This window comes from Archaeoglobus sulfaticallidus PM70-1 (assembly GCF_000385565.1).
GTDB lineage: Archaea > Halobacteriota > Archaeoglobi > Archaeoglobales > Archaeoglobaceae > Archaeoglobus_A > Archaeoglobus_A sulfaticallidus.
Window position 1 is genome coordinate 808,136 of sequence record NC_021169.1, and the last position, 23,966, is coordinate 832,101.

The window sequence follows — 23,966 nt, forward strand, 5'->3', positions numbered from 1 at the left end:
ATGTTGTGTTTCCTAATAATTTTTCCTGATATTTCTCCCGATATTATTGTGCCAGCGACTATGCAATATTCCAGATCTTCATGAACTCCTGCTTGCATTCGTCATAATCCATACTGCTGACCTTTTTGCTGATCTCCATCTCCTCAACGAGATGAGGAAAATCGTTTTTGGATTTTGGCAGCATCTCCTGAGGACTTACCTTGGATATGTAAACGAGGCTTCTTGCCGCAAGCAGCTTGAGTTCCTCCTCACCAGCATCCACATCGTTTATGAATATCTCCGTTAGCTGAGTTCCGGGATTTTTTAAATATTCTATGCCAAGCATTTTTGCTGCTATTCGCTTGAGATCAACTGTCTTAATATAGTCCTCTTTCAACTCTTTATTCAGCCTCTCCGGAATCCTCGTATGGATCGAGCCGGACTCTATCATGATCTTCATGTTCTCATCTTTCTCTCTCAGATGCTCAATAACCTCAAAGATTTTCGACAACCTCATCTCATCCCTGAACCTGAACCGCTCAGCATCTGCAACCGAGAAGTTTACCGTTGCATCTACAAGCTCGTCGAAATCCTTTGACATGAAAACCTCCTGATACTTTATAAAAGCTCCAAAAACCTTCTTTTCAATATTCCTTACGCTTTCAATCGTTTTATCTTTAACGAACTCCTCAAATGTTCCATCCTCAATCGATTTCTGCATCTTCTGAACTATCTCGAGATAGGGCTCGATTTGAAGTATCCTCTTTCCCATCGAGTTCATGTGTTTTAGCAGATCGGAAAGAAAGTATGTATAGACGGGAAAGGATGTATCTAAGCTCTTTACATAACTCCTCAAATCCATCTCGCCGTTGAAGAACCTGAAGAGATTATCGTTAGGAGGTTCCTCAAGCATTATGACCTCGCTTGCCATCGCGGAATCCCGGATCATGGGTATGTACTCAACCCTGTGAGATGTCAAAACCACTTCAATTTCCATAATAGTTCATGGCACTTATGCTAAATTAATTCATCGATCTCACCAAATTTCCTGAATTCTATCAGTGAGGAGTTGATCTCGAGAACGGGTTTGAATCCAAGCTCATATAGCGGTGCGAGCTGGTTTATACCGGCCTGAAACACGAGCATCGCCCTTTTCTGAGCTGGAATGCCGAAGAACCTGTCCATCGTTATTGTCAGAACCTTCCCCAGCCCTCTTGCCGAGGCAAGCTGGACCTCCTTTTCAACCTCCTCTATCGCATACGGGCTGAAGTTCCTTATCGCGATAACAGCATAACCGCTACCCCTCACAACAACATCATAAACAGATGTATAACCACCTCTGATGAAAAGAAGTCCGGGGCTTATCGTTGTTCCGCTGTAGTTTATAAGCTCTGTAACTCCTACTGGTAAACCATTCTCGTACTTTAGCAATCCGGCATATTCAACCGAGAGTATAACTCCAATGTTCAGCATGATTATGTCCATTACCGTGCTTGAAATCGTTCCAATTCCGATCTTTCCCTCTTCAATCTCTGTCTTCCCTGCTATTTCACCCTCATCCAACAGCACAGCATATCTGGAGGTTGCAAGTCTTGAGTTCAGAACCTCGGACAGCACCTCAAGCGCCCTGTCGGCCTGATCCTTATCCAATATGGCAACACTCGTTGGAACAGTTCCTTCCATTGTGTAGATGTTGAAGGTTGAATGGAGCATGTTGTACTCAAGTGTCTCAGAAAACTCGCCCAGCCTGTCAAAGACCGTGCTCCTTGAGAGCATTTCCAGTCCCTTATCGGTTATCCTCCATGAGTTTCCCTTCTTCTCGACAAAACCTCTCTCAGCCATAGCCTCAAGCCTGTTTCTGACCGTTCTCTCACTAAAATTTAATCCTCTGTCCCTTATCTTGTGAACTATCTCACCAGCTCTAACATAATTCGATCCTTTGGAGCTTAAAGCTCTCAAAATCTCAACAAACAGGTGATCTATCTCAGAATCAAATTTCCTCATGTCAGCGACCCCTCAGTAACTCCTCTCCACCGGTTTCCATTTGGTTATTTTAACCGGAATGTACTCTATCCTGCCATGGCGAACGAGGGTGTGCTTGAGCCAGTTACCGTCATCTCTCTTTGGATAGTCGGTTCTGAAATGTGCTCCTCTTGATTCCTTCCTGTTCAGCGCACTCAGCGCAACCACCTCGGCTATTTCAAGCATGTAGCCAACCTCTATGGCGAATGTTAAATCTGTGTTAAATATCTTAGACCTGTCAGAGACTTCAATGTTTCTGTACCTGTCTTTCAGTTCCCTTATCTTCTTCAGAGCATTCATGATTCCCTGCTCATCTCTGAAAATCCAGAGATTTCTGTCCATCGTCTGGTTGAGTTCTCGCTTTATAGTGTAGGCTGATTCGTCTCCATTACTGAACAGCGAGTAAATTCTCTTCTCTTCCTCATCCGTAGATATACTGCGAAATTCAGACCTTTCAGCGTACTCAGCAGCCTTCTCTCCTGCCACTTTCCCGAACACGAGGCATTCTGCCAGAGAATTTGATCCAAGCCTGTTCGCTCCATGTATGCTCAGGCAGGCACACTCACCGCATGCGAAAAGCCCCGGTATGCTGGTTTCGCAGTAGTTCACATGGATCCCGCCCATCGTGTAGTGGACTGTTGGTCTCACTGGAATCGGCTCCTCAACAGGATCCACTCCAGCGAATTTTATGGCTGTCTCTCTGACTAACGGTAATCGCTCCTCTATCCTGTCCTCCCCAAGATGCGTCAGATCAAGCAGGACATATGGACCATACTCACTCTCAAAACCTCTTCCCTGTTCGATCTCGCTCCAGATCGCCCTTGAGACTACATCTCTTGGTGCGAGTTCCATTCTCTCTGGAGCATACCTCTCCATGAACCTCTCGCCCTTGCTGTTGAGGAGATAACCTCCCTCACCTCTACAGGCTTCGGAAACAAGGATCCCTGAGGGTATTAAGCCAGTGGGATGGATCTGGAAGAACTCCATGTCCTTCAGTGGGACTCCGGATCTGTAAGCAATCGCCATTCCATCTGCAGTTACTGTGTTGCTGTAGGATGAGAAGCTGTACAGCCTTCCCGCTCCACCGGTGGCGAGAACTGTGGCTTTAGCCCTTATGGCTTCAACCTCACCGCTTTTGAGGTTTATCGCATAAACTCCAGCACATCTGTTGTCTTCAACTGCCAAACCCGTTACGAAGTACTCACTGTATTTCTGGATGTCGTACATGAGGGATTTCTCATATAAGGTATGCACAATGTGAAATCCCGTTCTATCCGCTGCAAACACCGTCCTTTTGGCTGAATGCCCGCCGAGAATTCTCAGAGCTATTCTACCGCTGTCATCTCTGCTCCACGGACACCCCCAGTTGTCCAGTCGCAGTATTTCCTTTGGTATCTCTCGCACGAAGAATTCAACCACATCCTGATCGGCCAGAAAATCCGAGCCCTTTACTGTGTCCCATGCGTGAAGGTCGAAGCTATCTTCTTCGCTCATAACAGCCCCTATACCACCTTCAGCACATACGCTGTGGCACCTTATCGGATAGGTTTTCGCAACGATCCCTACAGAGACTCCTTTCATGGCTGCGGCGATTGCACACCTGAGTCCAGCGATCCCGGAGCCAACAACCACAACATCGTGTTCTATCATGATCCTAACCCTATACAGTATCCAGCACAATTACAGCAACTCAAAACCATACTTGGAGCAGGTATTCCACTCACACGGGCATGAAGGGATTGCGAAATCAGGCAGCTCAGCCCCCTTGACTCTCCCAGCAAACTCTTTTATCCTGTCGATTTCCGCCTCATCACCTTCGATGTAGAATGTTACAGAGCCTTCAGCCCCTTTCAGCCCACCTGATGCTACCGGAATCGCTTCCACATCGAACAGCAACTCAAAGGCATCTACTTCAGTAAAAATCTCTCCATCTATTTTCCTGACGTAAACGGGCATTCCCATCGAGTACTTCAGCTTTTCAGGACTTGCCTTTAAAGCGAGATCAACCGATGGTATCATCTTTTCAATCCCGCATGGAAGGATTATGTGGAAATTCTTTGACCCCCTTGCTGAAACAAATCTTCCTGCAGTGCCAATGCCATCTGGAGAACCAATCAGAACTCCAGCACTTCTACCATCTATCGCGTTTGGAGCCTTTACATACACATCTCCCTCTCCCATCTCTTCTATCAGGTTGCCAACATCCATCTCAATCTCCTTACCATTCTTAAAAACCCAGAGAAACCTGAAAGATCTTGAACTCTCGGAATTCTTTATTTTCTGGAGCATCTCATTGCATATGCAGGTTCCCCGCTTGACCACAACCCCGCACACAAACGCATCCGGCTCTTTGCGGGCTATCTCTTTGTAAAGAAAGTAGGTCGTGCTGCTCGGATGTATAGCCAGGATTCCATCTTTTAAAGCTCTGGCAATCTTCTCATGCCTCATAAGAGCTAAGCTTATGAGCTTTTTCGACTCAGATGGTGTTAGGGTTAGTTGAATCGCCTTGCTCATGCTCACATCCTCCTCACACCCTCTTCCTGAAGTAGTGCCTGGCATATACCGCACCCAGAGGATTGTGAGCCAAAACCCTATCCTTCACGGCAAAGCATGTAACCGGAGCCTTCGAGTGCATTATGAAGAGTGTGTCATGTCCAACGCACAGGCCTAAAATGATGTTCAGATCGGTTTCGAGCCTGTTGAGGATCTCAGCCTGAGCTATCGGATTGCACATCGCCTCAAAATCCTTTTTGCTGATTTTATCCTCTCTTTTCAGTCCTATTACCTCTTTGTCAATAGCTCCGGTTTTGCAGACTACCGAGAAAACCTCAAAGCCATATTTCTCCAGAATGCTCACTGTTTCTCTCGCCTCTCTCCTCAGCCCTATGCAGAATGCCAGACCAAGCTTTCTGAAACCACACCTCTTCGCAAACTCCGCTATCTCTTTAATCCTGCACCAGTTGAGATAACCCTCTGCCTCAACCTTTCCAGCGTTAACTGCAATCTCTCTTTCAAAGCCATCGTATTGTGCCAGTGCTTCATCGTAAACATCCATCAGATCCATGGGACAGTTTTCTGGCCTTTTACCACCAAAATAGCATGCATACGAATCACATTTCGCACAGTACATCGTATCACCTCAGAACAGAATCTCGAAAAGCTCTCCCATGTTCCTCTTTTCAAGCTTTTTCACGAATCCAATTATCTCCTCAGCCCTGCCATTCATCAATGTCCTCACCTTATTCTCAACCTCGCTGAAATCTGCCGGATCTTCAGGATCACCCCTTGGATAATCCTTTCTGTACTCTTCTCCATCGATTTCAAGAACAACCGCCCACTTCTCCGGATATTCCACATCGAGTTCCCCATCAGCTTGCACATCTATCTTCTTCATAACCTCTCTTACTCTGCTGTCCATAATGCTCTCCCTCGAGAGATCATCAACCGTGAACCTTTTCCTGACAAGGGCTGTTGCAAGGGCATACGGAAGGCTGAACTGGGCATCAACAGCATTCCTCGGATCTCTCTTCCTGCCGATCGGTTCTCCAACTATCCTGTATCCGGCTGTAACCATTCTGACAGCTATTCTGTCAACGCTTTCAGGATCGATTTCAAGGTTTAATGCTATATCCAGAGCAGGATGAATATATCTGCAGCATGGATAGAGCTTCACACCAGTATGCATGACCTCAAACCTCTCTCCCAGTCCATCAACCGCTTTTTCAGGATCTGCATTTTCGGAATATGAGTTGAGAAATCCATATTTCCCTTCTATTGGCTTTTCAGCCCCGATAAATCCACTCTTTGCCAGCTCAATTGCCATCACGGCATTTCTGGATGCTAATCCGGCATGCAACCTCTTGTTCCACGCGCCGTTTTCGAGGAATTGCATTGATCCCGAGACCATGCTCAGAGCCACTCCAAATGCGCTTTTTATCCGATCAAAATCCAAATCAAAGATTCTGGATATCGCTGCCACCCCACCAAAAACCCCGCATGTCGCTGTTCCATGAAAGCCTCTGGCATAATGCTTCTCCGGATTTAAAGCCATCCCGAGCTTGCATGCAATGTCATATCCACACACCATAGCCTCAATGAACTTCTTTCCATCAAGGTCATTGCTATATGACAGGATTGATGGGATTATAACAGCCCCAGGATGTATTGAGGATTCTCTATGCGTATCATCGAAATCCAAGGAGTGAGACAGGGTGCCCATTATCAGGGCAGAATACTCCGGTACTGTCCTGAACCCGTACGGGATCGCTATGGAATCCCCCTTTATCCTGTCAATGTCTATGCTCCTTATCAAAGCTCTGGACGATTCCTCTTTTTCAGCCCTGAATGGGATTCCTATTAAATCGAGAAAAAGCAGCTTGCACCTCTCCACCACATCCGAGTTCAGATGCTTCAGATCGATGATATGATTTATCAGCTGTTCAGTTATATTGGTCATTTCAACTCTTCACCTCTCCGCTCGATTTCCAGATAGGTTTCAACAACATCCCTGGCCTGTTTGTAGGATGCGAAATCGACCATTCTGCCCTCGAATGTTATCACACCCTCGCCTCTCTGCTTGGCAGCCTCGTAGCTCTCAACGATCTTTCTGGCTTCCTCAAATTCCTCTTTAGAAGGAGAGAACACCTCATTTATTATCTTTATATGGTTCGGATGAATTGCGAGCTTTCCATCGAAGCCGAGCTGAAATGCGAGCTTTGATTCCTTAAGCAAACCCTCCATGTCTATTAGCATGCCGAAAAAGGGAGAGTCTATGGCTTTCAAACCAGCAGCTTTAGCAGCGTTCACGATCATCGATCTCGCGAACAGCAACTCTATCTGGGTATTTGAAAACTTAAAATAGCTCCTTCCAAGGGTTCTGTAATAATCCACGGCGCCAAAAGCTAGGGCAACAATACGATCACTTGAACTAGCTATCTCAAAGGAGTTCATAACTCCTCTCGCAGACTCAATGAGCGGGATTATCCTTATCTCATTCAGATTTCTTTCATCCTCAAGTCTGCTTAACTTCCTTTCCAGATTTCTGATGTCCCTCTCTGACTCGCTTTTAGGCAGCATCACGCCATCGAGTCCTCTAAGGGCTATCTCGTTGAGATCATCATCGTAATCACTGTTTATTCTGACGAATTTTTTCCTGCCATTGAACTTTAGCCTTTCAATGGCATCTCTGACGAAAATCCTCGCCGTCTCTTTGTCATTGACAGGAACAGCGTCCTCCAGATCGAATATGGCTATATCAAAATCTATTTTTTCAGATTTGAGAATCGCTCTGTAGTTGTTTCCGGGTATGAAGAGAGCACTTCTGCACAGCATCATCCCAAAACCTCCTTCAGCCTAGATACAATCTCAATCGGACTGTCGACAACCATAACCCCAGCATTTTCGAGTGCTTCCCTTTTGCTCTCGTATGATCCTTTTTTTCCCTCGATTATCGCACTCGCATGCGAGAACCTTATTCCTGAAGGTAGCTTCGCCCCAGCAATGTAGGCTATCACGGGCTTATCCACCTTATCCATAACCTCAGCTGTCTCCTCTTCCGCTATTCCACCAATTTCTCCGAAGATTACAATGGCCTCGCTCTCGTCATCCTCATTTGCCATCAGAACATATTCCGCAAGATTGGTTCCAAGCACGGGTTCCGTTCCCGTGTGCACGGCTGTGGAGACCCCATATCCATGCTTCGATACGAGCCAAGATACCGTTGCTGTCTGACCACCACTCCTGGAGATAACAGCAACCCTTCCAGCCTTGAAAGCCTCTTTTGCTGTTTCATCGCTCCCGCCAAGCCATCCAGCCACAGCCTTTCCCGGACTTATAATTCCAAGCGATCCCGGGCCTACGATGGTCGTGCCTCTAGCATGTGAAATTATCTCGAGCGTGTCATGAAGGGGGACCCTCTCCACAGGCATAACTACAGTTCCAACTCCAGCGTTTATCGCCTCTATTACGGCATCTTTAACCTGTGGACCAGGAATGAAGGTCACAGATATGTCTATCTCACCAAATTCCCCAACAACCTCCTCAACCGAGTCATACACCGGAATTCCCCATACATTTTCACCCTTTTTTCCCGGAGTAACACCCGCAACCACCTTCGTGCCATACTCAAGCATGAACCTTGCCCTTGCACTCCCTTCCCTGCCGGTAATGCCCTGAATCAGAACAGTCTTGTTTTCATCAATCAGAAACGACATAAAAATCCCCCTTTCTGTTCAGATACTCATCAAGCTCCTTAAATTCGACAAAGATTTTCACCGCGCTATGCGGACAATGAATCTCACACGACAGGCATTCATTATCCCTTCTGGCAACATCCTCATCGCTGAAGAAGGTTACCGGCTTTCCGTTTTTGATCCTGAGTATGTTCGTCCCGTAAAGGCTGCACGCTTTTGCACAGTCATAGGAGTCGCATGTCTCGCATTTCGAGTGATCGATAACAATCCTCATTGTTCTTGTTTTAAGAGAATAGTACATCTAACCACCCCTGTACTCTTCAACAAGCTTTATAACCCTATCAGCTATGAAATCCGGATCGTAAATGTAATCCCTGCCGTATATCTCAAACCTGAACTTAGTTTTAGAAAGACCCTCTTTCAGGATCTCATGGCTCTCCTTCTCCTTGTTCCCGGCAAGGAGGATTACTATAGGGAATCCCTCACCAAGCTTATTTTCAAGCTCTCTGAACGCCTTTACCACAGCATGGGCGTGATGCCATTGTTCCTGAGAGGCAAAAACCGATCCAGCGAGAACATATCCTTCTATCCCCTCCTGAGCCATTATCACTTTAATGAGCTTGTATATTTTGCTCGCAGGTGGATTTCCACTGCTGTCTGCATAGTTCGCCAAAACAAGGCCTTTTCTAATCATTGCATCGGCAGAAAGCATGCTTGCTCCACCACCTATCCCGTGGAAGGCTATGTAACCTTTCTTCTTGTCCTTACAGTCAGTATTGAGCTGAACGAAGTACGCAGTCCCTCTGTAATCTCCCTCTTCAATTTCCCAGGCTACTCTCTCCAGATCGGTCGGATTTCTGTCCATATCTCTTGGGAGATCGATGTCGAATTCAGGATGCCTGAAGACTGAAGAATCATCAACCGTGATCTTACAGTCTCCAGCGATCATTTGAGGTGAGAACAGTGGGTTCACCTCCACTATCCTCGCATCAGCCTTCACGAATACGCTGTAAAGCTTCTCGAGGAAGTCTGCTACCGCTTCTGGATCACCCACCTGTCCGTCTATGAGATCCATGAACCTTGTCTTGTCAAAGCCCTTTTTGTAATCAACAACGAATCTGAAAACCTCATGCTCCTCAACATCTATCCCGCCGTAGGGACTGAACAGAATTTCCGGAGCTTTCACATTGTAAGCTGGATTGACAATTATGCTTGCATAGTACTCCTCACCGCTAACAGCCTGCTCTATCAAAACCTTTTTCGCTTTGAAACCTTTGAACTGCCTTTCAAACAGTTCTCTTCCATATTCCTCCACCTCTCTGATGTTGCTGGCGAATTTAACCGCTCCTGCTTTCATTCTACCAGATATCAACAGCTGAGCTTTTAGAACAAATGGAGGATTCATTTTTTCGGCAAATTCCTTTAGCTGCTCAATATTTTCAGCTACAAAGAACTCTGGAACCTTTATTCCCTCTTTTTTCAGGAGCTCCTTGCCCTGATACTCATACAGCTTTACCATTAAAAATCGTTGGAATTCTAGTATTTAAATCTTTCTGTCTTCACTTCCAAAAAATTTAAATATTAAATAACTTTCACACCACTCGAAAGGTTAGTAAAAGCTAAAGACGAACTACCTTCGTGAACATAGATAACTTAAGCAGACTCATACTGTCAAGCAGATTCGATGTCTGTCACAGCAGATGTACATTCGACTACAGCAGAATGATTTACAGATCAAGAGTAAACGGCAGGAGTATAAAGCTATTCAAGGTTCTGCTCTCGAACAGATGTAGATTCGACTGCAAGTATTGCAGAAATGCCTGGTATAAAGGAATATCAGCCAGTCCTGAAGAGATTGCAAAGGTGTTCAGGATTATGAAGGAGAAAAATCTTGTTTCCGGAGCATTCATAAGCTCTGCCGTTGATTCTGACCCGGATAATGTTATGGAAAAGCTCCTTGAGACTGGCAGGCTTATCAGAAAATTTCACAGCGGGTATTTACACCTGAAGATCATACCCGGTAGCTCCCCAGAATACATAGAAGAGGCAATAGATCTCGCTAACAGGGTAAGCATAAATCTGGAGACAACCTCCGACTCGAGAATGAACGAGATAAGCAGTGTTAAGAGACTCAAGGAGGATATTTTCAGGAAGCAGAGGAAAATACAGAGGGAGATAAAAAAGGCAAAGGAGGCCAGAAGATCTCAGACAACCCAGATCATTGCAGGAATTGGAGAGAGTGATCTGGAAATACTCAAGATAATGCACAAAGAGTACAGTGAGATTGGTGTCTCAAGAGTTTACATTTCAGGATTCACACCTCTTAAAGGAACACCTATGGAGAATTTTAGAAAAGAAAGGAGGAAGAGGGTTGTAAATCTATACAGGATGGATGCCCTGCTAAGGATGTATGGCTACTCTCCAAAGCTTATAGAGTCGGTCATGGAAGATGGCATGCTCCCGTCGATAGATCCAAAAATGGCGATTGCTGAAAAACTCGAAAACCTCGAATTGGAGCAGATTCCCGGATGCGGGAAGAGGATCTCACAACTCCTGAGACAGGGGAAGTCTCTGGCAGAGATAAAAAGAATGGGATATAGCATTAAGAGAATCTCAGCATATCTCCCAGCACAAACAAAACTTACAGAATTTTAAAGGGGGGTGGGGGAAGAATAGTTATTATCACATTTAATAATTAAAGTATAAATACTTTTTGGTTTTTTCATGATGAGATCAAATTGGTGGATATCTGATCACTTTTACTGAACATCTGAATCATACAAACCGGCAATAGATTCTCCTTTTTCTATATCTTCTATCTTCGTCAGCGATCTCGTTTATCTCCAGTCTAAATCTTCTTCTCAAGTTTTGTACAAACAACTGGCAAACGGAACATATTTGTGTTCATCAACTGAAATACATATATTTCATGTTAGGAACGCACAATAGATACCAGAATACATGGCTTATAATCTCTGTTCTATACTCTAAAAAAGCTGAAATCTCAGAGATAGAGACACCAAATATTTTATTGAATTTGAGTTAGATTATGTTGTAAAATAGCAAATTATAAATTGCTCTTTTGTTAAAAAACTACAAAGATGGATAGGGGTGTTTATTATGGTAGAAGTCCCTCCAGAACTTTCTGAAAATCTATATCCTAATGAAAAAGTCCTGTTCTCTGTCAAAAAGAAACTAAAAACCGAACTAAAACCAAAATACCTCATTGTTACAGACAGAAGAGTGATTTATTTAGACCAAAAAATCCTCGGGAGATATGAGCTTATAGATTTCCCATACGAAAAATTAGAGTTCGTGAAATTCAAAAAAGGTAAAATCGGTGCCGAGTTCATATTACAGAGCGAAGAAGGTAAAACAGTAAAATTAAGCTGGATGGATAAAAATGAAGCTAAAGACGCAATAGAAGCCATCCGAGATGCCCTAAATGCTACCGCAGTTGAACAGATCTCAATCGCTAAAAAGAAGGGCCTATTAGGTGAAGAATGGTCTATTTCTAAACCAAAAGAAACTGTAGCAAGAACATTACCAATGACCCAGGTCATTGAAAAGACCACCCCTCAAAAGGAAGACCCAATTGAAAAACTCAAGAAGCTCAAAGAGCTATATGAAGCTGGAGTAATATCTAAAGAGGAATTCGAAGAGAAAAAGAAGAAACTGCTCGATCAAATCTAAATTTACGATACCTCCAACCGGTTCTAAAGCTTATGAAAATTAATCCCTCTTGGTAGAAAAATCGTTAAACACATAGAAGAAATGGAAAAAGAGTTTGAGAGATGGCATTCTGGATTGCTGAAGGGGTAAGAAGTTTATTGAGGAGTTGATGAAAGATGAGTAATTTAAGTCTCGACATTCAGAATTTAATGCTGCTTTCACCCCTTATCGCCATCATAATGAATTTCATATTTAAATTAATAAATGAAATAAAAGAGTTTTTCGAAAAAAGATCTAAACGATACTTGTTTCTCAGGATTTTAAAAGAGTATGATGCTATAAAAAGATGTATTGATTCAGTCTCTCAAAAAACCTCAGATTATTTACGTCCTAAGAACATTCGTAGAATGTATAATACCATAATAATCATCTCCGCCATAATTTTTATTGTTTTACCATACCTAAAATACCAAAATCTTGATTCTTCTACCCTGATCCTATTATTAAGTTTTATATCCCTAGGACCAATCTTTATTGGATTAATATTTCTTGTTGCGGTGCTGTCTATACTTCTAACAGCAATCTCCAAAGAAAAATCCATCTACATCTATTGGACGCTACTCGCCATGGAAGGGGCTATAATAGGTTACCTCATTGCGTCATATCTTTCTTATGCGTATCTTTATATTTCTTTTAAAAAGATAGGCATTGATGAGACACAATTAACCAAACTGTTTCTGCTTATCTTTGCGGCAATTTTCTTAGTGCTTTTTACCTCTAAAATAATATCATTTCCTTTTATAAGTAGTATTAGAAAGAACACAGAAATCGAGGTTATTGAGGCCTTCAGGAATAGCATCCCATTTATTATTGCAGGCACTTCTAATCACACCATCAGAGGTAGGCTTTGGGACTTTTTTGATAAAGAGGTTATAAAAATTGAAAATATTGGTATTGTTTCAATTCCATGGAACGAAATCTCTTGGATCGAAGTGATCGAAAACGAAGAGCAAAACAACAAGGGACCTGTACAGGTTAAGGGTTAGAGATTATCGCTTTGAATATTTTTGTAGAAGGTAAAACAGTTTATGTGGTAGAGGTTTTTTTAGAGAGAATACAGAGATTAAACAAAATCAAAAACTCATCTTTTCCACATACTCTTTTATTGCTTCCCTCACTCTCTCCTCTGGAAACATATACATCAAAACCGCCCAGAACCTAATCTAAAATCAAACCTTGGCTTTCAAAACCTTGTTAACAAACTCCATCTGCCTCTCATCTAACTTCGGCAGCAAAACCTCTATGCCTACAATCTCTCCCTTTTCATCTACATCTATAACGACATTATCAGCCAAAGGCTCGGAAATTGCAATTTTTTCATCCTTAAATCTAATGTAAATTGCTTTAACTTCATCATCAAATTCTACTGAAGCCATACCTTTTCAACCTCTCTTTATCTACTTTTAATTCAGTTACAACTACTATTTCATCCTTTTGTTCCTCAAAGATCACAACAAGAAATTTATCACCAAATTGCCTAAAAGCTGCTTTACGCCCAAATTTTACTTCTATTATCTCTTCTGCCTCTCTTATAGTCAATTCTATATCTTCTCTTCTTATTCCTCTGTCATTTGCTCTATGTAGTGCATGGTTTGACAGTCTGATATTCAATCAAAAACCTCCGTTAATACCTTTCTAAATATGTTTTTATAGCTTTCTTTACCTTAAACTCGGGAAACATATACATCAAAACCTCCCAGAACTCCATGATTAAATCCTCTCCAAATTCAAGCTGATATGCTCCAAATCAAGTTTATACTTTCTATTCACCTTACTGATGTTATTCTTTAATACTATTTCCCTTGCATCAATACTTTTAGCATGATCTCTCTTATTTCCACTCCTTATTATTGTTCTAAACCTGTAATCTTTCAACTCCTGTTCAACCTCCATACCCACCACAGGTAATCACACGGAGCAAACTACCTTTTGATATAATTCTCAAAAATCCTTCTTAACTCTTTAACTTCCATCTCCAGACCAATAACATAGGCCATGAACTCCGGGTTCAAAGCTATCTCATTCATAACCTTTGACATCCTCATGCTCCACTCCTCACCTTCATTGCTGCATCACTTGTGAGAGGATAACCACGCACTAGACAAAAATTACCAAGACTTCCCACCAACTTGAAACATCTCGGGCATTTAACAGCCTTAAGCTTCCTGTCATGTTCTTCAGGTTCAGCAAGATGTCTTCTCGGGTTTTTACATGCCTCAAGCATTTTCTTAATACCATCTTCACTCAGCAGTTCATCTGGGAACTTCCTGGTTTTAACTTCCCCTATGGTGAACCAATCCGAGCCAATTAAAAAATTTCTTGAGAGTTTTCTTGTATCCCTTTTAGTCCAAAGAGATAATCCCTCTTTTCTAACTCTCTCATCTATCCAGTCGATAATCAGTTCAATATTCTCCCTTTCCACTCAGTAAAGGGTTTAGAATTTAACTCCAAAATTATAACCAATTGTTGAATGAGCTTCGATGTTCTCCCAACTGAAAGGTCATTAGCCACACAATTCCTTTTAAACTTAAGAATTAGCTCTTTATTTTCCTCACATAAGTTACCTCTTGAGATATCGATCAATCGTTCTTTCAAAAATAATAGCCTATAATCGTTTTGACTGCTCTGAAATTGAATTTAAAGGGCCCGGACCGGGACTCGAACCCGGCTCCTGGGATCCACAGTCCCAGAGGATAGCCGCTACCCTACCCGGGCCAGTCAGATAATATTACCCTACCACTTTCACGCCACTCGTAATAAATATTTTTTCGATGGGATTAATGCTTTTAATAACAACAATTAAGGCACAGCCACAAGTACTGCTAACCACCCAGCTCCTTAGACCACTTCTTCTCCCAGAACTCCCTGACGACCTCAAGACCAACCAGCTTCTCACCGCTCAGATATCTTATGCTCGCCCCTCCACCGGTTGAAACATGACTCATCTTTTTGTCTAAGCCAACCATTCTCGCTGCGGTAGAGATATGTCCTCCACCAACCAGAGAGAACTCAGCCCTGGATACAGCCTTCAAAACCTCGAATGTCCCCAGTGCGAACTTTTCATCTTCAAAAACACCTGCAGGACCATTTATTACAGCGATACTGTGTTTCGGAATCTCCTCAGACAGCATGGATATAGTCTCCACTCCGATGTCCATTATCCTTCCATCACCCCTGAATTCCTCAACACTGATGTCTTTTCTCTTGCCATCGATCTCGACACCAAAATCTTCTGGCAGGATTATCTTATCCCTGTAGGCTTTGAGAGTTTTCAGCATCTCCTCATCATTTATTCCTTCCTTGTTCTCCTCAACAACCTTTTCATTCTCAGGACCAAGCTTTACTCCATCGAGCATTAAGAAGTAGTTAGCCACAACACCAGTCAGAACAACCTTACTTGCTATCCCCCTCTCGAGAACATTTTTCAGAACCTTAACCGAATCCGATATCTTTGCACCACCCAGAATAAATATCTTATCTTTTTCGCTCCGTATTGCCTTTGACAGGGCCGCTACTTCCTTTTCAACAAGCCTCCCAACCACAGAGGGTATGACTGGAGGAAAACCAACCAGCGAGGCCTGAGATCGATGTGATGCAGAGAAAGCATCGTTAACATAAAAATCAAAGAGAGGAGAGAGCCTTCTCACAATAAGGGACTTGGAATGCTCAATAGCATCTCTCTTGAGGGTTTCTTCAGCGTAAAATCTAACATTTTCCAGCAGGAGATAACCCGTATCCATCTCCTTTATCCTGTTAATCGCACAGCTCCCAAAAAGATCATCCACATAATCAACTTCCTTACCCAGAAGTCTCGAAAGAGTTTTTGCATGTGTCTCAAGGCTTGTAAAATCCTTTTTCCCTGCCCTGCTCTGATGTGCAAGTAGAACAACCCTGCAATCTTCCAGCTCTTTAAGCGTTGGAACATGACTCTCAAATCTTGTCGTATCGAGAATCGTTGAGTTCACAATCGGAGCGTTTATGTCAATCCTCATCAGAATTCTCTTGCCACTATAATCGATGTCATCAAGCGTGGGTAAACCTTCTATCATCAGACTTACTTCAATGAGAAACTTAAAAAAATTTTGTTTTCCCCTTGCATTGAAATGAAAAACCTCAGGAATCCTAGCAGAAGTGGCAATAAATAATAAAAACTAATATAAAAATTTCAAAATTAATTAATTTAACCAAAATTACTTCTTAGCGAGAGTTATCTCAATAGCAGAGACATTAGCCTCTCCCTGCTCGCTCTCGACCTTTTCTGTGGAGATCTTTATGTCCTTGACATCCACATCTGGGAGGAATCTCTTTCTAACGATCTCTGCAACATCGACAGCCCTGCTTATGGCCCTTCCTCTCGCCTTAACGGATACTTCCTCTACTCCGCTATTGAACTGGGTCAGTACTGCCAACACATAGTTCATAACCGGCTTATTTCCAACAAACACTGCATTCTCAGCCATCTTTTCTCACCTCTTGTTTTTTTGGTGTAATGTGAAGCATACCTAATGTTATATTAATTTTTCTTTAATCATTAATTCAGCATTCAAGATACTGGCTCCTGCAGCACCTCTGACCGTGTTATGCCCGAGAACAAGATACTTAATCGCGCTGTCGTCTTTTCTTATTCGTCCAACCGTTATACTCATGCCCCCGCCCTCATCTCTGTCGAGTCTTGGCTGTGGTCTATCCGGCTCATTTCTAACAATTATCAGCTTTTCTGGAGATGTTGGAAGATCCAGAGGCTTGAAGGATTCAAAAGCATCTACTACCTCTTCAACGCTCACATCTCTGTTGAACTCGGCCCATACAGATTCGAGATGTCCATCTATAACCGGGACTCTATGGCATGATGCTGAAACTTTCAGATCTGCAAACCTTATCCTTTCGCCATCGAATTTTCCGAGTAGCTTTAGAGGCTCGGTTTCAACCTTCTCCTCCTCTCCCTTTATGAACGGTAATATGTTGTCCATTATCCCGAGCGACGGCACACCCGGGAAGCCAGCACCACTCAGTGCCTGCATCGTGGATACAATAACCTTCCTGAGACCGAGATCCATCAGGGGCTTCAAACTCAAAACAAGGACTATTGTTGTACAGTTTGGATTCGTAACTATGAACCCATCCCAGTTCCTGTTTCTCTTCTGAACCTCAACAAGACCCAGATGATCGGGATTGACTTCAGGAATTACAAGCGGGACATCTTCATCCATTCGGTATGCCGATGCGTTTGAGGCTATCACAAAACCAGCCTTCGCAAACTCAGGTTCAACCTTCTTGGCTATATCGCTCGGCAAAGCTGAGAAAACTATATCAGCATCGATAACTTTGGGATCCATCGGCTGCATCTCAAGATCCTTAACCTTCTCAGGAACATTGGCTGAAACAACCCAGTTCACCTCTTCGCCGTAAAACTTTCCAACCCTCTTCTCGGATGCTATTAAAGATGTTATTTCAAACCATTCATGATCGCTGAGCAGCTGAATGAACTTCTGCCCGACCATTCCAGTTGCACCGAGCACGGCGGCTTTTAGCTTCATGAGATTCGCAATACAAAGAGGTTTTAAATATTTTTTTATCTTAAAGATTGTCTTCTTAAGCGGGCTGCTTAAACAGCTGGCTGGAAATCAACCACACAGCCAGATACTACAGGCTACAGCTGCAAAGGCAGCCTTGCAATCCTCTCAATCAGCATGTAATCCTTCCATTCTTCAATGCAATCGCAGTAAAGATTCAGCACATCCCTGTTCTGTGTTAAAGAGAAATTTTTAATCGCTTTGACAACCTCCCCATCGCACTTGTAGCAGTTATGTGGCCCCCTAGCTTTCCCACCAGCTACCGGATCACAGATAACTGGAGTGTCACCAGAATTTTTCAGAACATCCACAGCACTCCAGAGCCATGGAGGTCGAAAATATCCTTTATACCACAACCTCTCAACATATGTCCCCTTCTGGATGTTGGTGGGGTTGATAGAGATTATATCCGCAAGTTTTTCACGATCCAGCAAGTTGATTGAATTCAACACATCATCTATAGCCTCTTTCTCAGACAGAAACGGCGGTTTTAGAAGTAGATAGGCCTTCACCGAAACACCGATGGATTTCAGGAAATCATGAGCCTCCGTATATTCCTCAAAACTGAAACCCTTGTTTATCAGCTCATTTCTAACAAAATCGTTTACACTCTCAAGCCCGATTCCCACTTCCATATATACCTCCGGATCAGCAGATCTGATGAACTCAGGCCTACTCTCCACAATGAGCTTTTCGATGCTGTATTCCTTGACCATCCCGTAGATTTTCTTTCTTATTTTCTGTGATGTCTCTCGTGGATCAAAAAAGCTTCCAGATGTGAATATCTTCAGAATTTTCGGGTTTCTTTTCTTTATCTCTTCTTCAACAAACTCAAGCTGTTTTTCAAGGTTTTTATCAGTAACATTTGCATCAGAATCTATGCTGTATCCGCACATCCTGCACGGATCTCTCTGTGCCCTATAACACCCCCTTGTCCTGAGTATAACCGTTATACAGTCCACTACCCTATTCCTTTCCCAGAAGAGTTCCTTATCGGTCCATAAAGCTACAGGTTTGTTTAACATTACCAGCGCCATCTGTTTCTATATGCTTTAAACTTGTCGCCGTAATACAATCCAACCAGAAGTCCGGAAAGGTGGGCTATATGTGCCACTCCACTTATGCTGCTCAGTGGTAACATCAGCAGGTCATACAGGGCGAAGATCACCAGGGCTACTCTTATACTCATAGGAATGAAGAAAAAGAACAGAACCCTTATTTCAGGTGCTATGATCGCCAGAGTACCCATAATACCATATATTGCCCCTGAAGATCCAAGAGCCCCAGCATAACTCCCAGACATTAAGGAGAATGCTAGATATCCGATATTTCCAGCTAACCCGGAGAGCAGAAAGATCTTGATGTAGTTTTTGCCTCCAACTCTCCTCTCCAGCTCAGTTCCAAAGAACAGCAGAACTATAGCGTTAACTAAGAAGTGGCCAAATTCAACATGGAAGAACATGCTGGTTATCAGCTGCCAAGGCATCTCGATGAACTTGTTTGGAAAGAGAGCAAGATACTGGAAAGAAGCCGGAAATAAGTTACCTATGAAGAACATTATCGTAATTATTCCCAGAACTATGTTGTTATAGCCGTAAGCAGTTATTGCATTGAATTTGATTTTTGGTTTCTCAAAACCTCTGCCAACACCTCTACCAATCTTCTTCACCGAAACCGAGTCCTTAATTGGGATCTTTACCTTTTTCTCCTTCTTAACCTTGACCGGAACATTCCAGTAAGCATCCCTGCCCTCACACTCATGCATCTCAGGTAGCCTATGCTCTGCACAGAATTTTCCCCCGCAGTATTTACATACGAAGGGCAAATACTCCTCTTTTCCGCAATAATCACATTTTGAGGTCACTTTTTTAAAGTTCGCTTCCAATGTTATTAATTTTTTCTGTGTTTGGCTTGCTTATGTGAATATCGTTTTTAAATATCCTTTTTCCAGTTATAGCAGATCCCAACCGATTCATAACTTATTTCCCTGAAAAGAAGCGAAAGCTGACCTACCTTTCTCAGAAGTAAGCCAGAGAAATTCAAAAGCAAATCAGCTCGCAGGAAGATAACTATTAACCAAAGTGTTGTAAAAGGAGAAATCGGACATGTAGAAGAAACGGACATGTAGAAGTTAAGAGGCATCATTAGATGATTGTCCATCTAATAACGGATAGTAACCCATCCTCAGTTAAAACTTCGGGATAAATCTCGAGATTTTAACCTTCGCCTTTATATAGCGGTCAAAGTATATAACACTTTGGTCAAAACAGATCTATTGATAAAAATCACAAAGAGATTATGTTCAGGAAAGTCGAATTACTGGGAGTTGGCTCAAAATACGAATTCGAAACCCAGAATGGAGATAAATTGCAATTGTATTTTTCCTACCAGGAAAAATTCAGCTCTACATTCCCGAAAAAGCCGTGAAAAGCCATGCATGGTGAACTTAACCGAAAATGCTTTTTGGCAGCCATTTTAACAGCTCTCATTGTAACGGCTATTGCTGGAAAATTTTTTGTCAGGAGCAATTATAGGAATTCGTTCATAGATCCTTTTCCTCAGGGATCGAAATTTGTGCTTCAACTGTTGCAAGTTATCCTGCTATTGCAATCTATGCTGAGCTTAGCGAAAGGGGAAGATTATGGCAATCTTCGGAGCTGTAAACTCCAAACTGGTTTGGGCAATCTGGCCAGAATACTGACAGCATCAACTCCGAAATATTGCCCAATTATCTTTTTGCAACACCTCTTCCACACCGTCTCCGTTTTTAGAGTATTGATACTAATTCCTCCAAGATTGTAGAGATTAATTTACTTAGGTCGTGAATTTCAATCTACTTTACAAATAGTGAAGTGTGTCACGGCAAAAATCTTGTTGAAGTTACGCTTTGAGGATTTTTTGAATGTTATTATAAATTAAATTAGATAATAGATAGTTACATTTTTATACTTTGTATTATATGTATAAATCACAAGAAGGTGGAATATTATGGATGTTGAGGAATTAAAGAAACTTATTAGAGACGATTATGACGTTATTAGCGCAAGTGAAACGATTTCGAAGGTAATTTCAATGTTGGGTGAGTCCAAACATGAAAGAGCCCTGTTGGTTGAAGAAGATGGCGAAATCATTGGGGTTGTAAGAGAAAAGGACCTAGTCAGGGGTAGCCTAATGACGAACCCTGATGAAACGAAAATCAAGAAGTTCGCTGCGAAAACTGGAATCGTTCGCCTTGATGAGCTAACACCAGATAAAGTGGCAAGAAGGTTTATAGAGGATTCCACACCCTTTGTTCCTATAAAGCTCAACGGAGGATTTGGAGTTATCCACATCAATGATTTTCTACAAAAAATAAAACAAGAATTTGAAAATGTTGAGATTGGGGATGTTATGAATCCAGAAGTTATAACTGTGAAAACGTACGATGGTATATCCAAGGCTCTGGCTACTATGAGAAATCATGGCATTAGCAGAGTTGTTGTAGTTGATGACGAAAATAAAGTTGTTGGAATCATTACTGGGAAGGATATAGTAGATAGGGTTGTGTCTCTGGGGAAAGACGATAGGCTTGGATATCTGAGCATGAAAGAAAAAGAAAAAACGCTTTCAATAGTGGTTGAGAGTATAATGAGTCGTCCGGTTATAACAGTTGAGAGAAATGATACGATTGCCAAAGCTATTGGCCTGATGATTGAGAATGACATATCAAGCCTCGTGGTTACAAGGGGTAGTATTCCTGAGGGGGTAGTGGTAAAGAAAGATCTTCTAGAATATTACTTAAAGACGACCATTCCAAAAGAGTATGAAGTGCAGATCATCACGAAAGGTGTAGTTTTGGATGATTCTGAAATAGAAAAACTCTTAGACGAATTAAACAAGTTTTTGAGGAAGTTCAAGAGTTCTCTTGGGAAGGCCCATCTATTTGTTTATATAAAGAAACTCAGACTGTACTACAGAGAGATACCTCTCATTCACGTGATGATGAGGTTAAGAAGCGATCATGGAGTTTTTTTTGTTACTGGTGAAAGTTGGGGTGTGGAGTTTGCAGTCCATGCAACCTTGAATAAGCTCGAAAGACAGGTAATAAAGGATAAAGAGCTTTTACTCGATAAGAGAATGGTGCAAAGGCTTTACGAGGAAGTTCTTTGATAACAAGGCATCAATTTTCTAATATTTTTTTATCTACAGCCCTTAAAATGCGATTTGCAAATAATTGCTTGGAATAGTGGCTACTCAGCTGCGTAGAGTGAAATCTCAGGATACTCTTCAACTCCCATAGCCATCTTGGAGAGGGAAATTATCATATTAATGTCATGCCATTAAAAGATGAGTTTGTTGTTAAAAAAAGCTGAGGTAGGACTTGAGCTCACTTGGGTAAACTGACGCCTTATCATCTAGATAATTTGTTTATTTATTTTGCCCCCTTAACATCCTTAATCTTCTCAACAACCGTAATATCTTCAAGGGTTGTGATATCTCCTATTTCCTCGCCCTTCTCGATAGCAAGTAGAATCCTACGCACTATCTTTCCACTTCTCGTTTTTGGTAGCTGTTCGACGAAGTATATCTCTTCAGGCACAGCTATTGCACCTATCTCGTTTCTAACATGCGTTTTAAGGTCTTTTTCAAGTTCGACGCTCGGCTCGTAGCCCGTCTTAAGGACAACAAAGGCTACTGGCACTTGACCTTTGATCTCGTGGGGCTTACCGATTACAGCTGCTTCGCTTACAGCTTCATGAGATATGAGCGCACCTTCGATTTCAGCACTCCCAAGCCTGTGACCGCTGACCTTCAGAACCTCATCGATCCTTCCTATTATCCAGTAGTATCCGTCTCCATCCTTCCTTGCTCCATCCCCAGTATAGTAAATGAGTTCGCCTGAGTCATTTGACCGCCAGTACTGTTTGGCAAATCTTTCTGGTTCACCCCACAGATTTCTGAACATTGCTGGCCACGGATTCGTTATCACGAGCTCTCCGCTATCTGCTGGATTTCCTTTCTCATCGCGTATATCCACTAAAATTCCTGGGAAGGGCAGAGTTACAGAACCGGGCTTGAGCTTGGTAACTCCAGGCAAAGGGGCTATTACGACCATGCCTGTTTCTGTCTGCCACCATGTGTCAATGACGGGGCAGTGTTCATTTCCTACATTCTTGTAGTACCACTTCCAAGCCTCCGGATCTATCGTTTCACCGACTGTTCCAAGCAGACGCAACGAGGATAGATCGTGTTTCTCCAGCCACTCCTCGCCGAGCTTCATGAAGTAGCGTATTGCAGTGGGGGCGGTATAGAAAACGGTCACACCATACTGCTCAATAATGCTCCACCACCTGTCCGGCTGAGGATAGTCAGGGGCACCTTCGTAAATTAAAATGGTCGCACCGTTGCTAAGAGGTCCATAGACAACATAACTGTGGCCAGTAATCCAGCCTATGTCAGCAGTGCACCAGAATATGTCTCTATCCTTCAAATCGAAAACCCACTTCGTCGTGATGTGGGTGCCAACGTTGTAACCTCCATGAACGTGAAGAACGCCCTTGGGTTTGCCTGTTGTTCCCGACGTATATAGGATGAACAACGGATGTTCGCTGTCAAGAGCTTTGCACTCACATTTGTCGGGAACCTTTTGCAAATCATGCCACCAGATATCTCTTCCATCGACCATGCTCACATCATTGCCGATCCTCTCAAGCACAACAACGCTCTCAACGTTGCAATCCTCCAGAGCTTTGTCAACGATGCGCTTAGTCTCAATAACCTTGCCCCTTCTGTAGTAACCATCCATTGTAACGACTACTTTAGCATTAGCATCGTTTATCCTGTCTCTCAGGGCTGTCGAGGAGAAACCTCCAAAAACCACATTATGAATCGCACCAATTCTGGCGCATGCAAGCATCGCAATCAGCAACTCTGGCACCATCCCCATGTAGATTGTGACTACATCTTGCTCCTTAACTCCAAGCGTTCTGAGGGCGTTGGCAAACCTGCAAACTCTCCGGTAGAGCTCGTGGTAAGTTATCCTTTCTTTCTCATTTTCAGGTTCTCCCTGCCATATTATTGCTGTTTTGTCTCCTTTTGACTCTATATGCCTGTCCAGGCAGTTGTGGGTTATGTTGATCTTCCCACCAACATACCATCTATAAAATGGAGCATTGCTGTCATCAAGCACGTCCTCATATGGCTCAAACCACTCAATATCGCTCTTTGCTACTTCATCCCAAAGTGTAAGGTAATCCTGAGCCATCTCGTAAATCCTTTCATTGTTAACCCATGCATGCCTTCTGGTTTCTTCTGATGGCTCATATATCTCGCCTTGGGAAAATTCTTTTGAATTGTTCATTTTTTCACCTAATTTATTCTAAACATTCATTCCTAATAAGTTTACCTGAGTTAATAATATTCTAATAATATAAAACTCAAAAGTATTCATGAGATTATGAACCTTACGATTTTGAAGCACACAGATATT

General features: G+C 42.7%; 25 protein-coding genes and 1 tRNA gene. 4 read left to right on the forward strand and 22 right to left on the reverse strand.

The genetic code is table 11. The features are described from left to right. Nucleotides 1-58: 58 nt before the first annotated feature. The 10 genes from ASULF_RS04380 to ASULF_RS04425 are packed head-to-tail and all read right to left on the reverse strand — an operon-like array spanning nt 59 to nt 9,711. Complete coding sequence (locus ASULF_RS04380) at nt 59-976, reverse strand: hypothetical protein (RefSeq protein WP_015590488.1); 918 nt, start codon at nt 974-976, stop codon at nt 59-61. 20 nt (nt 977-996) lie between these two features. Continuing rightward, the gene (locus tag ASULF_RS04385) at nt 997-1,983 is read right to left on the reverse strand and encodes an NrpR regulatory domain-containing protein (RefSeq protein WP_015590489.1); all 987 of its coding nucleotides are present in this window, start codon (nt 1,981-1,983) and stop codon (nt 997-999) included. A gap of 12 nt (nt 1,984-1,995) precedes the next feature. Next, the gene (locus ASULF_RS04390) at nt 1,996-3,651 is read right to left on the reverse strand and encodes a succinate dehydrogenase/fumarate reductase flavoprotein subunit (RefSeq protein WP_015590490.1); all 1,656 of its coding nucleotides are present in this window, start codon (nt 3,649-3,651) and stop codon (nt 1,996-1,998) included. A gap of 30 nt (nt 3,652-3,681) precedes the next feature. After that, nucleotides 3,682-4,560 (reverse strand): hypothetical protein, encoded by an 879-nt coding sequence (locus tag ASULF_RS04395; RefSeq protein ID WP_015590491.1) that lies wholly within the window; start codon nt 4,558-4,560, stop codon nt 3,682-3,684. Next, the gene (locus ASULF_RS04400) at nt 4,529-5,131 is read right to left on the reverse strand and encodes a DUF1847 domain-containing protein (RefSeq protein WP_015590492.1); all 603 of its coding nucleotides are present in this window, start codon (nt 5,129-5,131) and stop codon (nt 4,529-4,531) included. Before ASULF_RS04400 ends, ASULF_RS04395 begins: the two co-directional genes overlap by 32 nt. A gap of 9 nt (nt 5,132-5,140) precedes the next feature. Beyond that, a complete protein-coding gene (locus tag ASULF_RS04405) occupies nt 5,141-6,457 on the reverse strand; it encodes an MmgE/PrpD family protein (protein WP_015590493.1) in 1,317 nt (438 codons plus the stop codon). Next, nucleotides 6,454-7,335: an HpcH/HpaI aldolase/citrate lyase family protein gene (locus ASULF_RS04410; RefSeq protein WP_015590494.1), complete on the reverse strand. Its 882-nt coding sequence runs from the start codon at nt 7,333-7,335 to the stop codon at nt 6,454-6,456. The genes ASULF_RS04405 and ASULF_RS04410 overlap by 4 nt, the downstream gene beginning before the upstream one ends. Next, entirely contained in the window at nt 7,332-8,213 is an 882-nt protein-coding gene (locus ASULF_RS04415; protein WP_015590495.1) for a succinate--CoA ligase subunit alpha, read from the reverse strand. The genes ASULF_RS04410 and ASULF_RS04415 overlap by 4 nt, the downstream gene beginning before the upstream one ends. Next, nucleotides 8,197-8,493 (reverse strand): 4Fe-4S dicluster domain-containing protein, encoded by a 297-nt coding sequence (locus ASULF_RS04420; RefSeq protein ID WP_015590496.1) that lies wholly within the window; start codon nt 8,491-8,493, stop codon nt 8,197-8,199. The genes ASULF_RS04415 and ASULF_RS04420 overlap by 17 nt, the downstream gene beginning before the upstream one ends. Then, a complete protein-coding gene (locus ASULF_RS04425) occupies nt 8,494-9,711 on the reverse strand; it encodes an ATP-grasp domain-containing protein (protein WP_015590497.1) in 1,218 nt (405 codons plus the stop codon). Between the two features lie 119 nt (nt 9,712-9,830). Between ASULF_RS04425 and ASULF_RS04430 the strand changes: the two genes are divergently transcribed. The 3 genes from ASULF_RS04430 to ASULF_RS04440 all read left to right on the forward strand — a co-directional run bounded on the left by ASULF_RS04430 (nt 9,831) and on the right by ASULF_RS04440 (nt 12,910). Next, a complete protein-coding gene (locus ASULF_RS04430; protein ID WP_015590498.1) occupies nt 9,831-10,847 on the forward strand; it encodes a radical SAM protein in 1,017 nt (338 codons plus the stop codon). Nucleotides 10,848-11,312: 465 nt separating this feature from the next. After that, on the forward strand, nt 11,313-11,885 hold the full coding sequence (locus tag ASULF_RS04435) for a PH domain-containing protein (protein ID WP_015590499.1): 573 nt from the start codon (nt 11,313-11,315) through the stop codon (nt 11,883-11,885). 155 nt (nt 11,886-12,040) lie between these two features. Continuing rightward, entirely contained in the window at nt 12,041-12,910 is an 870-nt protein-coding gene (locus tag ASULF_RS04440) for a hypothetical protein (RefSeq protein WP_015590500.1), read from the forward strand. Between the two features lie 183 nt (nt 12,911-13,093). Here ASULF_RS04440 and ASULF_RS04445 read toward each other — a convergent pair whose 3' ends face one another. From ASULF_RS04445 to ASULF_RS04490, 11 genes are all read right to left on the reverse strand, one after another. Further along, nucleotides 13,094-13,300 (reverse strand): DUF2283 domain-containing protein, encoded by a 207-nt coding sequence (locus ASULF_RS04445; RefSeq protein WP_015590501.1) that lies wholly within the window; start codon nt 13,298-13,300, stop codon nt 13,094-13,096. Next, nucleotides 13,281-13,535: a DUF4258 domain-containing protein gene (locus ASULF_RS04450; RefSeq protein WP_015590502.1), complete on the reverse strand. Its 255-nt coding sequence runs from the start codon at nt 13,533-13,535 to the stop codon at nt 13,281-13,283. Before ASULF_RS04450 ends, ASULF_RS04445 begins: the two co-directional genes overlap by 20 nt. 99 nt (nt 13,536-13,634) lie before the next feature. Continuing rightward, a complete protein-coding gene (locus ASULF_RS04455) occupies nt 13,635-13,817 on the reverse strand; it encodes a hypothetical protein (protein WP_015590503.1) in 183 nt (60 codons plus the stop codon). A gap of 29 nt (nt 13,818-13,846) precedes the next feature. Then, a complete protein-coding gene (locus tag ASULF_RS12285) occupies nt 13,847-13,969 on the reverse strand; it encodes a hypothetical protein (RefSeq protein ID WP_015590504.1) in 123 nt (40 codons plus the stop codon). Next, nucleotides 13,966-14,346 (reverse strand): hypothetical protein, encoded by a 381-nt coding sequence (locus tag ASULF_RS04460; RefSeq protein ID WP_015590505.1) that lies wholly within the window; start codon nt 14,344-14,346, stop codon nt 13,966-13,968. The genes ASULF_RS12285 and ASULF_RS04460 overlap by 4 nt, the downstream gene beginning before the upstream one ends. A gap of 221 nt (nt 14,347-14,567) precedes the next feature. Further along, nucleotides 14,568-14,639: transfer RNA gene (locus ASULF_RS04465), tRNA-His, on the reverse strand. 107 nt (nt 14,640-14,746) lie between these two features. Continuing rightward, nucleotides 14,747-15,973 (reverse strand): phosphoglycerate kinase, encoded by a 1,227-nt coding sequence (locus ASULF_RS04470; protein WP_015590506.1) that lies wholly within the window; start codon nt 15,971-15,973, stop codon nt 14,747-14,749. A 141-nt stretch (nt 15,974-16,114) separates the two neighbouring features. Further along, entirely contained in the window at nt 16,115-16,384 is a 270-nt protein-coding gene (gene albA / locus ASULF_RS04475) for a DNA-binding protein Alba (RefSeq protein ID WP_015590507.1), read from the reverse strand. A 48-nt stretch (nt 16,385-16,432) separates the two neighbouring features. Then, on the reverse strand, nt 16,433-17,461 hold the full coding sequence (gene asd / locus ASULF_RS04480) for an aspartate-semialdehyde dehydrogenase (protein WP_015590508.1): 1,029 nt from the start codon (nt 17,459-17,461) through the stop codon (nt 16,433-16,435). Between the two features lie 113 nt (nt 17,462-17,574). Then, the gene (locus ASULF_RS04485; RefSeq protein ID WP_015590509.1) at nt 17,575-18,534 is read right to left on the reverse strand and encodes an archaeosine biosynthesis radical SAM protein RaSEA; all 960 of its coding nucleotides are present in this window, start codon (nt 18,532-18,534) and stop codon (nt 17,575-17,577) included. Further along, entirely contained in the window at nt 18,522-19,361 is an 840-nt protein-coding gene (locus tag ASULF_RS04490; protein WP_015590510.1) for a rhomboid family intramembrane serine protease, read from the reverse strand. The genes ASULF_RS04485 and ASULF_RS04490 overlap by 13 nt, the downstream gene beginning before the upstream one ends. A 1,124-nt stretch (nt 19,362-20,485) precedes the next feature. On the opposite strand from ASULF_RS04490, the gene ASULF_RS04500 reads away from it, so the two are divergent. After that, nucleotides 20,486-21,646, forward strand: a complete 1,161-nt coding sequence (locus ASULF_RS04500) for a CBS domain-containing protein (protein ID WP_015590511.1) — start codon at nt 20,486-20,488, stop codon at nt 21,644-21,646. A 262-nt stretch (nt 21,647-21,908) separates the two neighbouring features. Here the strand turns inward: ASULF_RS04500 and acs are convergent, their stop codons facing one another. Then, nucleotides 21,909-23,837 carry an acetate--CoA ligase gene (gene acs / locus ASULF_RS04505; RefSeq protein ID WP_015590512.1) on the reverse strand — a complete coding sequence of 643 codons (1,929 nt, stop codon included), beginning with the start codon at nt 23,835-23,837 and terminating at the stop codon, nt 21,909-21,911. Between the last annotated feature and the right edge of the window lie 129 nt (nt 23,838-23,966).